Consider the following 14430-nt stretch of genomic DNA (forward strand, 5'->3'; position numbering starts at 1 on the left):
ACTCTCACTTATCGTCCTGTTCATCCATTTTTTTGCTTAAAACATCTCTAAGAGAGTCTAGAAACTTGGTTTTGTTGATTTTCCTATTACGTAGTTCTAAATAAGTATGATAAAAATCACCGATATCTACATTAAACATTCTTGAAAACACTCTTGAGATCTGTTTGATATCAGCATGACCATAATCCAATACCCCCTGAGCTTGCAAGGCATAAATAAGTTCAACTAATGCAGCTTTACTTCCTGTCCAGTTCAAAGAATAGTGTGGACTTTTTGCACTTGAAATGTTTGAAAGCCCAAAAATTCTGTCTTCAATATATAGTTGGATAAGATCATTTGCTAAAATTTTTGCAACTTTATAATCATGGCTAGTACAGAATCTATGATCTGTCTCAAAATAATAACTATCTAAGCTTAGTTTGATATCATATTTCCCTCGCAAAAAATATTTATCATCTAGGTAAGTACTATTTGTTCTGTAATATTTGTAAAACTCAAGATTATTATCAAAATATAGCTTCAATTTTGTAATCTCATTTTTTAGATACTTTTTCGTTACCTTATCTCCACCATAAGGGATTTTAGCCTCAATCTTATAAATACCGTTGTAATAAATCAACTTAGCAACAAACTGCGGTTTTATCTTCTTAAAAAAGCAGATTTCTTCATTAGCATCTTTAAAACCCTTTTCAATGATAAACTCCTTTACCTCGTTGAGTTTTTTTTGTGCAATTTCAATTGCGTCTTCTGCAAGCAACATTGTTTTATCACATGATAAATCATTTAGGTGGTCATTTAGCTGCTGTAATTTTTCATAACAGTATTTTTTCATCTATTAAATTGTTGCGATTTTTGAGTTATGAAACTTAATATGATATTTATCCAATAGGCAATAGTCTACTAATGTTTTATACTCAACAGTTATTATCCTGTCTTAAAGACAGCAAATCATCTTCAAATTTTTTAGCATGTTCATATCCTATTTGATATATTTCATCCATATGTTTTGTGTCGAAAGTTGAAAACTTTCGAAGTTCTCCCGGCTGTATAAAGACGTCGCAGTAATTTGCTCCTTCTTTATCTATTTTTGAAGTAATTATTCGGATAATGCGGTCCATGATTTCACCATATCCCATATGTCCCCTTGCAATCTCAATAGAATTTACATCCACTCCAACACTCTTTCCGCATGTTGCATTTATGTGTTCAACAGGAAAATTATTTAGTATACCTCCATCGCATAATATAGTATCATTATGATAATTGACGGGGACAAAGACCATAGGGAAACAACATGAAGATTTAATTGCCAAACTTAGGCAGCCCTGATTGAACACCAACGACCGAGCATTACTCAAATCAGTAACAGAAACATATAATGGGACTTTGAGCTGCTCAAAACTGTTATGAGGGATATATTTGGTAATAATCCTTTCAAATATATCTGGACTGAACATTCCTCCATTACCTCGAAATAAATCTGTGTAATTGAAAAACTTTTCTGTTTTTGCAAATTTGAAAATCTCTGCAGGACTGTAGCCTTCCGCAATAAAGGCACCAATAAGTGCACCTGCGCTTGCACCTGAAATAGCATCAAATGAGATTCCTAACTCTTCCATACATTGGAGAACACCAAGGTGAGCTATTCCTCTAAACCCACCTCCTGAAAGTGTAATCCCAATTTTATTATTTACTATCATTATTCAATTCCCCTTCCTACTTATAGATTATAATTATTCGACATTATTAGTGTCTCTAGTCCGTAATTTTTGAGACTTTATCTGACTTAGGAATTACATTATAAATACCTTATACTCCCTGCTAGGTGTCGGTGGAACTAACATTGTTTTAACCCACGAGGGATCTAGCGCTTTGCCTTCACTGTCTAGGAAAGAGTTCGTAATTATTCTTGCCAAGTCTTCAGGATTGCCACCGATTAACGGCTTACCCTCAAAATAGAGCTCGTTATGTAGCTGAAAAAAAATATCTACAACCTGCTCCACAGAACAGTTGATCTTTATTTTTTTAGAATTTACTTTATCCATAATCTTTTATTTTTTGTTACTAAGAGCTTTTACTGACGTTCCGTCATCTTTTTTGATTGCTCAAATTCGTTCGAAAACCTAAAGCGATATTGGTACCACCAAGCTTACTGTCAAAGACATGAGAACGCCGTAGAGCATTGAAATGCTGTAATTCGATATACAATGCAAATTTTTTATTAACACGATATGATGCAAAACCACCCAATCTATAAGTCTCGTAAGCTTTTGTTTCCGAGCGCGTATTGATACTGGCAACACTTCCCTGAACCTCGGTAAAAGGGCTTGTGAGCCATAATAAACCAAACCCAGTAAAACCCCCAATTTCAATTCTGTCACCAATAACTGTATTTGATCCGATATCTACGAACGCACCGATTAAAGAGCGATTCCCCTTGTTTATAACGGAAAATCCATCGACTGATCTACTATTTGTAAAACTGTAAAGTGATATCTCATATACGGCTCTGAAGAATATACTCTTGTTGTACCGATATTGGAAGCCAGTCATCGTTCTTATACCAATATTACTATGCTTCATAAAATCTGAACGCGGGATGCTGAGTCCAAATGAAGTAGTAATCTCTATTTTATCTCTATAGCTGTTACTTATGGTGTCTTGAGAAAATACGTATCCGTCCTATGAACTACAGTTCTGTTGATTTTTTAAAGTTCTGCGGATAAAGATCCTTTAAGTTTTTATGGTTTATTGACATGATGTTTTGCAGGGTATTCATTAACCACTCGAAAGGGTTGACATCATGCTTTTTGCAGATAGCAAAGAATGAGTAAATCATCGCTGCACGCTGTGCTGCTTCATGGCTTCCTGCGAAGAGGTAATTTTTCCGGCCGAGCGCAATGGGGCGAATAGCGTTCTCCACAAGATTATTGTCAATAAGTAGATTCCCATCATACAGGTATGCTGATAGCGCATCCCATCTGGCATATGCATAGGCCATTGCTTTTCCGATCTGACTTTTAGGGAGTGTGCTTTTTATCTCTTCAAAGATCCATTTGCCAAGCTCATTCATAACAGGCAGGGATTCGTCCAATCGAAGTTCTTTAACCAGCTCTGCGCTTAGATTTCCTCGTTTGGCTTTCCGCTCAATGGCATAAAGCTTCTGGATCATTTGCAAAGCCTTTTCAGCTCTTGCTTTATCATTATCTAATGCTTTTTCAAACTCACGACGGGCATGCGCCCAACAGGCTAGGTGCGTCACCTCTTTCTTTTTGCCATACTTTTCATACACGGCATAGCCGTCTGTCTGGAGATAACCTTTAAAGTTCCCTAACATGGGGACAGCGGCGATACCACCCCGGGTAGGACTATAATCAAATAAAACGGTTCCTTCCAATGGCGCGTGGTATACCCAATAATAACCTTGATGGGCAGCCCCTTTTTTATCGCTGTCCAATACTTTTATTACCGTTTCGTCTACCTGTAAATAGCCCTGTGCCTTGGTGTCGAAGACCAACTGTTCATACAATGGCTCGAGTTTTTCCAGGGCCTGTCTGGTCCATCCTTCGATCGTTGAGGATGGTATCTGTATATTTTCTCTGGCGAAGATCTGTTTCTGTCGGTATAGCGGAAGGTGATCTATATATTTAGCGGTAAGTATCATCGCCAGTAAGCTCGGCCCTGCAATTCCCTTATCGATGACCCGTTCAGGAAGTTCTGCTATAGCTACTGAAGATTTATCTTTAGCAGCATATTTATAACGGATATAACGTTTGATATAGAATTTAGCAGGCTCACATTCCAATTCCTCCGTAATCTCTTTACCGATACAAACCATTTGGGATAAGTCTCCTTGGGGATAAATCTCGATTTCTTCTACAGGAAGGTGTGCCGGTAATTTAGCACGTCCTTTATGATTAGGTCGTTTACGTACATACTCGATCTTTTCTTTAATGTCTTGCTGTTGCTGCTCTACTTCAGCAGGCTCTGCTTCGAAGGGAAGCATGGTCTGATTGGGGTCGCCTTCGAAGCGTTCACGCTTCTGACCGAATTGCATACGGCGAAACATTTCAACCTGAGATTTTAAGTGATCGCGTTCCTGAATGAGGTGCTCAATCTTTTCGTCACGACTGGAAATGACCTTAATAAGGTCTTCTTTTGAGAGATGTTCCAGTGCTTTTTCCATAGTGTAAATATACGGAAAAAGCGGCTTTTATCCTACAATAAACCACCTTAAGTCAAAGAAAAACGTCTTTTTTGAATGCTTTTCACAACCTGAATTCCTTCAACCATCAATACTAGATCACTCCAGGATAACTCCTTGTTTTTTACATCTGGAGGTACAAATGTTCCACTTTCCAAACGTTTGTAATATAATACAAAGCCTCCTTTCTCCCAATGCAATAACTTCATGTGTGTACGGTTACGGTTTAGGAATACAAAAACTTCACCATTGGTGGCCTGACGATGCATAACTGAACTAATCAATCCGCAAAGCCCATCAAATGATTTTCGCATGTCACAAAAACCATCGTATAGATAGAAACGATGCGATGAACTCAGAGCAAACATTAGTATAGACGGATCAGTTGTGACAGCAGAGCAAGATCATTTTCGACATTTACACGCACACCATTAGGATAAATAATCTCGATATTACGCTTAATTGGCGCCTTGTCGATTGTTATAAAACTACCGCATACTTTGTCATTTTGTTTACTCCGAGATAACCAATAATAAAAAGTTGCTTCAGTGATGCCGTTTTCAGAACAGTAAGCTTTTTTGCTTTTGCCGCTTATTTGCCAGTCTGCTATCATAGATAACATCGCCGATCTTTTTTCTTGCATATTCATCATGCAAAACTAGCAGTTACTGTTAAGCTATTAAATATGTACTTGATAGGAAGGATACGTTGATTATTGAATAATATTTTTATAGTTCTGAGGGTATAGCTCCTTAATGTTTTTATGGTTTATGGTCATGATGTTCTGGAGAGTATATTTCAGCCATTGGAATGGGTTGACCTCATGTTTCTTACATATGGCAAAAAATGAAAAAATCATAGCTGCTCGTTGTGCCGCTTCATGGCTTCCTGCAAAGAGATAATTTTTTCTTCCCATAGGCACACATCTCAATGCATTTTCGCAAAGATTATTGTCAATTTGGAGATTTCCATCGTATAAATAAGCTGACAAAGCATCCCATCTCGAATAGGCATAGGCCATCGCTTTGCCGATAGAACTTTTAGGTAGTGTGTTCTTGATTTCCTCGAATATCCATTTCCCCATCTTATTGATTAGCGGGAGAGCCTCTTCAAGTCGCCGTTTTTTAATTTGATCAGCATTTAACTGTTCTTCTCTGGCGGTGCGTTCGATAGCATATAATTTTTGGATCATTAGTAAAGCTTTTTCTGCTCTAGGTTTATCATTTTCCAACGATCTCTCATAATAACGCCTAGCATGGGCCCAGCATGCTAAATGCGTAACATCGTTCTTTTTACCAAACTTTTCGTAAACCTGATAGCCGTCCGATTGAAGATATCCCTTGAAATTCCCCAACATCGGCATAGCGGCAATACCCCCACGACTAGGGTTGTAATCGAATAGTACGGTTTTATCCAATGGATCATGGTATACCCAATAGTAACCGGTATGGGTAGCGCCTTTTTTGTCGCTATCCAATACTTTAATAACTGTTTCATCAACCTGAAGGTAACCCTTTGTTTTGATGTCAAATACCAACTGCTCATATAGTGGTTCCAGTTTTTGCAGCGCTTGTTTGGTCCATCCTTCGATCGTTGATGATGGGATTTGTATGTTTTCCCTTGCAAAACGTTGTTTTTGGCGATATAATGGTAAATGATCTTGATATTTATCCGTCAAGATCATCGCTAGTAAACCTGCTCCAGGGATACCTTTATCGATTACACGTTCGGGTAGTTCAGCGATAGATACACCATTCCCATTTTTAGCAGCATATTTATAACGGATATAACGTTTGATATAGAATTTGGCAGGTTCACATTCTAATTCTTCAGTGATTTCTTTTCCTATACATACCATTTCCGACAGATCACCCTGGGGATGGATCTCGATTTCTTGTATAGGAAGGTGCTGGGGAAGTTTCGCACGTCCTATATGGTTTGGACGTTTTCGGGTGTATTCAATCTTTTCTTTGATTTGCTCTTGTTGTTGCTCAACTTCTACAGGCTCAGCTTCAAAAGGAAGCATAATCTGATTTGGATCGCCTTCAAAACGTTCACGCTTCTGTCCGAACTGCATACGCTTGTACATGGCGAGTTGGGACTCTAGGTAAGCTATCTTTTCGTCTCTTTCAACAAGGGCTTGGTCGCGACTGGAAATGACCTTGATAAGGTCTTCATTAGAGAGATTATTCAGCGCTTTTTCCATAGCATAAATATACGAAAAAAGTGACTTTTATCCTATAAAAAGCCGTTTTTAAGTCAAAGAAAAACGTCTTTTTTGAATACTTTTTACAACCTGAATTCCTTCAACCATCAATACTAGATCACTCCAGGATAACTCGTTGTTTTTTACATTGGGAGGTACAAATGTTCCACTTTCCAAACGTTTGTAATATAATACAAAACCTCCCTTTTCCCAATGTAATAACTTCATGTGTGTACGGCTACGGTTTAGGAATACGAAAACTTCACCATTGGTAGCCTGGCGAAGCATAACTGAACTAATCAATCCGCAAAGACCATCAAATGATTTTCTCATGTCACAAAAACCATCGTATAGATAAAAACGATGCGATGAACTCAGAGCAAACATTAGTATAGACGGATCAGTTGTGAAAGCAGAGCAAGATCATTTTCCACATTAACACGCACACCATTAGGATAAATGATCTCGATATTACTCTTAATGGGCACCTTGTCGACTGTTATAAAACCACCACATACTCTGTCATTTTGTTTACTGCGCGATAACCAATAATAAAAAGTTGCTTCAGTGATGCCGTTTTCAGAGCAATAAGCTTTTTTGCTTTTTCCGCTCCTTTGCCAGTCTGCTATCATAGATAACATAGACGCTCTTTTTTCTTGCAAATTCATGATGCAAAACTATGAGTTACAGTTTACCTATTAAATATGTACTTGATAGGACGGATACGAAAATACGTAGTTGCTAAAAAAAAACAAAAAAGCAATTATTATACAACACCTATTATTAGATGGGATCATTTTCCCAATGATTTAAATTATTACATACAATCATTTGACATTTAAAATTTATATTACTAAGTCTATAATTTCGTCCAAATTTCACTATGCCAAATAAATCCCCATTTAAGCTTAAATGTCAAACTCTTTCCATCACCATCACTGATAATCCACATACTTTGATATTCTTTATCGTCGTTTAGGTCAATTGAAGTTCCTTTATATTCACCTTTTGATGTTTCAAGTATGTTCTTAGCCACTACTTTTCCATTATTTAACTTTTCTTTCTGTTTGGGAGCTTCTAATTGTTTGATATTAAAACCTTTTCCTACTTTGTAGACTTCGACTATCATTTTATCTTTTGAAAGCCACTTTCCTGTAAATTTATCTTCCTTATTCTGCCCATAAGCTGAGCAGATAAGAAATAGAAATGCTGTCAAAAATATTACTGTAAAATTTACGCTCTTTTGCATGTTTTCATTTTTATTGATTAGTGAACCATTTAAAATTTATTAATATACCTAGTTTTCTTTGGTGTTCTTACTGAATAAGTTCTTGAACCACTGCTTGATTTTACCCCAATATTCTTTTCCAAGAAGTGCAATAGCTGATACAAAAAATACCTCGCCGACAATAACCACCGTTGTTGTCACAATTGCCTTATTAGGGATATCAGTAAATGGTATTATGGGTGCACCAACCCAGCATATGAGCGTGATGCCAAAGAATATAAAACCAAGTGTCTTTTTAAAATTGCTTTTATCCATTGTTGTATAATTTATCTTCCGGTTTCTCTAAGATAGAGGTATCTAGCAACTAGAAATCCCGTGTATGCTTCTGTGTACTGATCTCTGCTCTGTTGTAATAGTGACTGGGCATCAATAAGATCGCTTAATATGCTTAGCCCATTCTGATATTGGTCTTTATTTATTCGCACATTTTCCTCAGCTGTCTCAATGGCCTGTTTGGCCAATAGTAACTTATTGTAATTTTCATTTAATTTGTTCCAATAACTTTGGAACATCACAAATAGCTTTTGATCAGTATCTTTTTTCTCGTATTCTGCCCTGTCTATCTGAGTTTGCTTTTTACGGAGATTGTAAGAACCGCCCCACCAGTCTGAAATGGGAAGGGTTAAAGTTGCATGAACCATAGTAGACGGATTTCTATTTTTAAAAATATCATTGTATTGGTAATATCCAGCTCCAACACCAAAGTATGGAAGCAATTTACCACGTTCTATTTTCTTTTCCAGTTGTTTAGCTTCAATGTTTTTACTTAGGAGCTTGTGCATATTCGTATTTGTTACGGCCTGGTTATGATCCACAAGGAGAGTAACGGGATTGGAAATATACTCTTGATCCTTGGTTTCTATTTCGAATTGACCACCATCTACATTCATTAACTGTGCAAGCTGAATTTTTAATAAACTGATACCGTTTTCTAGTTCTACACTAGCTGTCTTTATCTCGTTCTGTTTCAACTGTACCTGCAATAAATCGTTTCTATTTGTAACGCCTGCATCTACAGCAACTTTAACGTCGCTGAAAAGATTATCAGCTAGATTTTTCATTACATCAATAGTTTTGCGTTTCTCATATAGGGATACTAATGTCCAATAGTATTGTTCTACGTTTACTAGTAAATTCTTTTCAGCTTCCTGAGTCTGATATTTACTGACATCTTCGCCTAACTCTGCTAATTTATTTCCATAATAAATCTGTCCTCCTGTAAAAACGGGCTGTTCTAAAGATATACCTAGCATATAGCCATTTTTCCTGTCCCTTACATTGGGCATTCCCGGAAAACTTGAACCAAGCATGTTTATCATTTCTGCGGATTCTTTGCCAATCATTCCTTCTTTAAGATGATAACCTAATCCGAAGGCACTTACTTTTGGAAAATAATTGGTAAAAGCTTCCTTTTTAGTTAAAGATGCTTCCTCCATAGACAAACGATCAGCTTTTAGCGCATTGTTATTCTTTAACGTGAGTTCTTTGCACTGTTCCAGCGTATATGTAGTCTGTGCTGAAGCAGCACTTGTAGCCAAAAAAAGAAGGGCAAAAAATATATAGTGAAGAGATTTCATTATTTTACGATTTTAGTATCCTGTTTTCTGTAAACGAGCCAATAAGAAACAGGCAGGATTGTTAATATAAAGACCATGGAGAATAGTGCTCCGAAACAGATGATAGCTGCCATTGGTCCCCAGAGAGGGCTTCCAACAACCAACATCGTAATTACACCAACTGAAGCGGCTACCGAAGTCAATACAATTGGCCTCATCCTTCTTTTTCCAGCTTCCAATGCAGCTTCTTTTACTGTCATTTTCTCGTTTTTTCTAAGCTTATCAGCATAGTCAAAAAGGATAATACCATTCCTCATTACAATACCGATTAGACATACGAATCCCAGAACTGAAGTCATTCCGAATTCAAATCCGGTTACCCATATTCCAAATGCGGCACCGAAAAAACAGAGTACGGTTGATGCCAGCGTCAGGTTGGCCAGACTGATTTTCTTGTAGTGAAAAACAAGTACAAAATAGATGATGAATATGGCTATCAACAGAGCAATAAGCGTTTGCGGAACTGACTCTTCATTTGATTCTGAAACACCACCATATTTAACTTCAACATTCTTATAGTCATCTTTTTTAAGAAGGGAATCTACCAAGGTACTTACCTTAGGAAATATATCATTTGGATTTACATTTCGCTTAAGATCGGCAAGTACAGACATCGTATAAATGCCATTGCGTGTGTTTATCTGTCCATCTCTCCAAGCAGGCGAAACTTCGGCAACTTGATTCAACGGTACAGATACACCAGCCATGTTTGGCACATATATATCACCTAAACGATTAAGTTGCCTTAGGCTGTCTACTTCACCTCTCAACGTGATATTCATCTTGTAGTCATCCTCCCAAACATTTGTTATATCAAAGCCTTTATTAATCACACCAAGTTCCTGTGCCACAGAATTGTTAGAGATTCCCTGACGATTAGCAAGTTGTTGGTCTATATTTATCTGTACCGACGACGATGGATTTTCTGCATCGTTATGTACCCAAAGGAATTCATCCATTTTAGATAAATCACGGATCAGCTCTTTAGACATGGATTTCAATGTGGTTTCATCGGCACCTGTCAATCTTACTTCTATAGGATAGCGTACTACCTCATTATCTAGCTGCTTAAAGAAAACATAAGCTCTCGGGAAATGAAAGGCATATTTGTCTGCATATTCATTCAGTATTTCTTCTGTAGCTTTATTTGATTTGGTGTTAACAATAAATTGAGCGTAGTTTTTCGAAGGCATATTGGGTGAATAACCTGAATGGAAACGAGGGGAGCTTGCTCCGATAAAAGAAGTAATGGATAGTACCCTATCATCTTTTTTCAAGACTTTTTCCAGACTGTCAGCCACTTTTTCGGTTTGAACCAAAGAATTGCCCTGTGGAAGATAAATTTCTACTGCAAATAGATCACGTTCAGCAATAGGCATCATTCTCATCTTGGCATTTCCCAGCATTAACATAGCCAACACCACAGAAGTAATTAAGATAGATAGGGTTAATACCGGACGTTTAAAGAATACCGGAAGAAGCTTATCATAACCTGACTGAATTCGGTCAAGAAAACTTTTCTTGGTGTCTTCCTTATCTTTATGCAAACCTTTTTTTATCAGGATATACTGCATAAAAGGAATGATAAACAAGGCTACTGCAAGAGAAACAAAGAGTGTGATTGTAAGCGTCCACGGGTAAGAAAACATAAAGTCTTTATTCGGTCCTTTCAGTGTGATAAGAAAGGGGAAGAACGTAACGCTAATGATAAGTGTTGCAGAAACCAGAGATTTGAAATACTCTCCCGCACCTGCAATTGATGCATGCCAGCGGGACATGCCCTCATCAAGATGCTCAATGTAGCTATCTACTATAACGATACAGTCATCTACGATAAGACCGAGTACAACTATGAGTGCTGCAAACGTAACAACATTTAATTCGAAACCTGCTGCATACATAATTCCCAATGAGATAAAAATCGTAATGGGAATAGAAGTAGCTGCTACTGCTGCAACACGTACGGGCATAAAAAATACAGTAACAAGTACAACCGAGATTATGGCTATAAGCATCTCGATCAGAAACTCATCGACTGATTTTTGTACAACTTTTGATTGATCGACAATGGTACTGATTTTAACATCGGAAGGAAGTTTGGCTCCTTCCTCTAAAAGGATGGAGTTTAATTCCTTTCCGAAACGGGTAATATCATTCCCTGTCTGCATTTCGACAGACATCAACAAGCACTTTTTTCCGTTATTCTTGATAAAATTATCTGGTGTAGGATATTCTCTCACAATATTCGCTACATCCTTTAACCGAAGTATATCCGTTTGTCCATCACCCCTGATAATTTGATTGGCAATGTTCTGTTCGGTCTGATTCGCAGTATTTAGATAGATTGGGACTGACATATCTCCGTTATCTATATCACCTGCATACCCTTTCAGTCCTTGTGTATAGAGTACTTCTCCGATTTCCTGAACCTGAATGCCATTTTTTGCCATTTTTCCTTTATCTAGATAGATGGCTATCCTTTCTTTCTGCTCTCCTGATTTTGTCAACTTTGAAACTTCGGGTACCTGTCTTAGTCTCGATTCTATTTTCTCCAAATAGCCTTCAAGCTGTCGGTAAGTTTTACTTTCGGACTCGACTGAAAACAGTAAAGCTGAAGTTTCACCGAACTCTGAATCTACTACCAGCGCCAATACCTCGGGAGGCAGTTCCTGTTTTAGTTCGTTTAATCCATGTCTTATTTTTGCCCAGACTTCATCCTTGTTTTTTACATTATCATTCAGCGTAATATAAACGTAAACAATGCCGTCTTTGGATTGTGAATAGGTAGCCTTTCTTTTTACTTCTTTATATTTGAAAAGATGTTCTTCCAAAGGCTTGGTAAGCTGTTTTGCAACCTGTTCTGAATTTGCTCCAGGGTATATTCCTGCAATAATTCCCTGATTAATAGTTACGGTTGGATATTCTTGTTTGGGCATATAGAGCAGCCCACCAATTCCTGCGATTAGAAGTAGTGCTGTTACCAAAAACACGACTTTATGGTAACGCATAGCCCATGCTACCGCTTTAATATTATTTGCCATTTCTTTTAGTTCAAATTTTTATTTAACGATAACTTTAGATCCTTCAAAGATTTTCTGAAAACCTTCGGTAACAATTCGGTCTCCTTCTCCAAGCCCCTCTAGTACGACAACTCCATCAGAAGTCAGCTCGCCTATTTTTACTGATTGTTTTAATACAGTATTGTCTTTATTAACCTTCCAGACATATCGTTCATTCCTTGCTGAAATTTGAATTACAGAAATTGGAAGTGAGTAGCCTGTTACGTTATCGGACTTAAATGTTATGTTACAGTCCATTCCTGGAAGCAATTCGTCTTTTCCATTTAAAATATCCACTTTAACCGTGTAGGCTCTGGAATATGGATTGGCAACAACTCCCTTTTCAACAATTTTTCCAGTATAACTCTTATCTGAAGTCTTTACATAGACATTTGCATCATCCCCGATTTTCAACTCTTTTATATCATTCTCTGGAATGGAAACTTTAACCCGTATTTTATCTACTTTAAGTACGGTGAAAACTGGCATTCCGGCAGCTACATTCGCACCTAAATCAATAACTTTGGTTCCGATTACGCCACTGTAAGGAGCATAGAGGTTACAGTCTTCTACATCTTTTAGAGCAAGCGACTCCGCAGCTTCTGCTTGTTCGAGAAGCGATTGAGCCTCAATAATCTTGATCTCAGGTAAGCTCTTATTATCATAAATAATCTTAAGTCTCTGATAAGCATCCTTAGCTTGCTTTTTCTGGGATTTTGCAACCTCATAGGCCTTTTGATACCGGGCTCTGTCTAAAGTTGCAATGAGTTGACCTGCGTGGACCTTGCTTCCTTCCGAAACAAGTATTTGCTTCACATTTCCAGCAACCTGAAAACTAAGTTGGGTTAGTGCAGATTCTTCGACTGAACCGATATATTTTCTTTGTCCGTCAATATCATTTAAGGCAATCAATACTGCCTTTACTGGAATCTGCTGTTCAGTTTGGGTTTCCTTTTCTTTGTTCTTACAGCCTGTAACGAAAAGAAGGATAAGAGAGGCGATTACTAAGTAGTTTCTAATTTTCATACCGATTAATTCAATATTTTAACATTGCAAAGCTGCGATGTATGGTATACATTAAAAAGGTCATACATTCCTAATATATAGTCACATGGTACGATTTTTAGAATAATGGACGGTTAAATTGATTTTTTTTGGTTTATTTGTCTTAAAAGATGATGTGATGATAAAAAATAAAATAATTTACACACTAGAAGTATCGCATTTGAATTCGGCGGATGACAACCTGAAGAATGATTTCGCAATATCAGATACAAGTGAGGATATTATTGGTATCACCCTCGAACATCCAGTAAAGATTAATTCCTTACTTGTTGGTATATGTACAAAAGGGAGAGGTTCTATAAGCGTGAACTTGAAAGCAATACCTCTGTCTGAAAGAGATGTAATAGCACTCTCACCGGGAACTATTGTCCAATACGACCCAGAAGAAATAAGTAGTGATTTTTTGATGAAATATATGTTAATCTCACTTGAGTTTGTATCTGCGTTCGATGCTTCATACCTTTATCCTGATGCAAGACAGACGTCTTATTTTAAAGCCGATATTGAAGAATATAATATATTATTAAAGCTTTATGATAATCTGCTTGAAAAATATAATCGGAAAGATAATTTGTTCAGAAGACAGATCATACAGCATTCATTATTGTCAGGCATGTACGAGTTTGCGCTGATTGAAAAAAACCATACATATTTAAATACCGAAGGCCTGACAAAAAAGGAAAAACTAGTTTGGGAGTTCTATCAGCTCTTATTTAAACACTACAAGAATGAAAAAGACACATTGTTCTATGCCGAAAAGCTATTATTATCGACCAAATACTTATCGACGATCATAAAACAACAGACAGGAAAGACGGTCAACGAATGGGTCTTTGAATATATTATAGCGGAAGCAAAGGCTCTTATTAAATCTTCAAAAATTACCATTAAAGAATTGGCAGAACATTTTAACTATGCTGATGCCACATCATTTGGTAAATTCTTCAAAAAACAAGTAGGTATGACACCAAATGAATACAGAAAAAATTAAT

At 37.1% G+C, this 14430-nt stretch carries 16 protein-coding genes; 1 reads left to right on the forward strand and 15 read right to left on the reverse strand.

Going from position 1 to position 14430, the window contains the following annotated elements:
* Window positions 1-4: 4 nt before the first annotated feature.
* The 15 genes from ACVFVN_RS07735 to ACVFVN_RS07805 form a co-directional block, all read right to left on the reverse strand.
* Window positions 5-832: an RteC domain-containing protein gene (locus tag ACVFVN_RS07735; RefSeq protein ID WP_058699778.1), complete on the reverse strand. Its 828-nt coding sequence runs from the start codon at window positions 830-832 to the stop codon at window positions 5-7.
* Between the two features lie 82 nt (window positions 833-914).
* A complete protein-coding gene (locus ACVFVN_RS07740) occupies window positions 915-1700 on the reverse strand; it encodes a patatin-like phospholipase family protein (RefSeq protein ID WP_058699777.1) in 786 nt (261 codons plus the stop codon).
* A gap of 93 nt (window positions 1701-1793) precedes the next feature.
* The gene (locus tag ACVFVN_RS07745) at window positions 1794-2045 is read right to left on the reverse strand and encodes a hypothetical protein (protein ID WP_058699776.1); all 252 of its coding nucleotides are present in this window, start codon (window positions 2043-2045) and stop codon (window positions 1794-1796) included.
* Window positions 2046-2088: 43 nt separating this feature from the next.
* Window positions 2089-2583: a hypothetical protein gene (locus ACVFVN_RS07750; protein ID WP_058699775.1), complete on the reverse strand. Its 495-nt coding sequence runs from the start codon at window positions 2581-2583 to the stop codon at window positions 2089-2091.
* Window positions 2584-2689: 106 nt separating this feature from the next.
* On the reverse strand, window positions 2690-4186 hold the full coding sequence (gene tnpC / locus ACVFVN_RS07755; protein WP_456234832.1) for an IS66 family transposase: 1497 nt from the start codon (window positions 4184-4186) through the stop codon (window positions 2690-2692).
* A 47-nt stretch (window positions 4187-4233) separates the two neighbouring features.
* Complete coding sequence (tnpB, locus tag ACVFVN_RS07760) at window positions 4234-4572, reverse strand: IS66 family insertion sequence element accessory protein TnpB (protein ID WP_456234833.1); 339 nt, start codon at window positions 4570-4572, stop codon at window positions 4234-4236.
* Window positions 4572-4856, reverse strand: coding sequence for an IS66 family insertion sequence element accessory protein TnpA (gene tnpA, locus ACVFVN_RS07765; RefSeq protein WP_456234834.1), 285 nt, complete (start codon window positions 4854-4856; stop codon window positions 4572-4574). Before tnpA (ACVFVN_RS07765) ends, tnpB (ACVFVN_RS07760) begins: the two co-directional genes overlap by 1 nt.
* A 60-nt stretch (window positions 4857-4916) precedes the next feature.
* Window positions 4917-6410: an IS66 family transposase gene (gene tnpC, locus ACVFVN_RS07770; protein ID WP_456234835.1), complete on the reverse strand. Its 1494-nt coding sequence runs from the start codon at window positions 6408-6410 to the stop codon at window positions 4917-4919.
* A 48-nt stretch (window positions 6411-6458) separates the two neighbouring features.
* The gene (tnpB, locus tag ACVFVN_RS07775) at window positions 6459-6797 is read right to left on the reverse strand and encodes an IS66 family insertion sequence element accessory protein TnpB (protein WP_456234836.1); all 339 of its coding nucleotides are present in this window, start codon (window positions 6795-6797) and stop codon (window positions 6459-6461) included.
* Window positions 6797-7078, reverse strand: coding sequence for an IS66 family insertion sequence element accessory protein TnpA (gene tnpA / locus ACVFVN_RS07780; protein WP_456234837.1), 282 nt, complete (start codon window positions 7076-7078; stop codon window positions 6797-6799). Before tnpA (ACVFVN_RS07780) ends, tnpB (ACVFVN_RS07775) begins: the two co-directional genes overlap by 1 nt.
* A 191-nt stretch (window positions 7079-7269) precedes the next feature.
* A complete protein-coding gene (locus ACVFVN_RS07785) occupies window positions 7270-7659 on the reverse strand; it encodes a DUF2147 domain-containing protein (protein WP_058699774.1) in 390 nt (129 codons plus the stop codon).
* A 48-nt stretch (window positions 7660-7707) separates the two neighbouring features.
* Window positions 7708-7953, reverse strand: coding sequence for a transporter suffix domain-containing protein (locus ACVFVN_RS07790; RefSeq protein WP_058699773.1), 246 nt, complete (start codon window positions 7951-7953; stop codon window positions 7708-7710).
* An 11-nt stretch (window positions 7954-7964) separates the two neighbouring features.
* Window positions 7965-9275, reverse strand: coding sequence for a TolC family protein (locus ACVFVN_RS07795; RefSeq protein WP_058699772.1), 1311 nt, complete (start codon window positions 9273-9275; stop codon window positions 7965-7967).
* On the reverse strand, window positions 9275-12355 hold the full coding sequence (locus tag ACVFVN_RS07800; protein WP_456234838.1) for an efflux RND transporter permease subunit: 3081 nt from the start codon (window positions 12353-12355) through the stop codon (window positions 9275-9277). The genes ACVFVN_RS07795 and ACVFVN_RS07800 overlap by 1 nt, the downstream gene beginning before the upstream one ends.
* A gap of 18 nt (window positions 12356-12373) precedes the next feature.
* A complete protein-coding gene (locus tag ACVFVN_RS07805) occupies window positions 12374-13399 on the reverse strand; it encodes an efflux RND transporter periplasmic adaptor subunit (RefSeq protein WP_290297139.1) in 1026 nt (341 codons plus the stop codon).
* 157 nt (window positions 13400-13556) lie between these two features.
* On the opposite strand from ACVFVN_RS07805, the gene ACVFVN_RS07810 reads away from it, so the two are divergent.
* Window positions 13557-14429, forward strand: a complete 873-nt coding sequence (locus tag ACVFVN_RS07810) for a helix-turn-helix domain-containing protein (RefSeq protein WP_456234839.1) — start codon at window positions 13557-13559, stop codon at window positions 14427-14429.
* Window position 14430 lies beyond the last annotated feature (1 nt).

The organism is Soonwooa purpurea, from assembly GCF_053891095.1.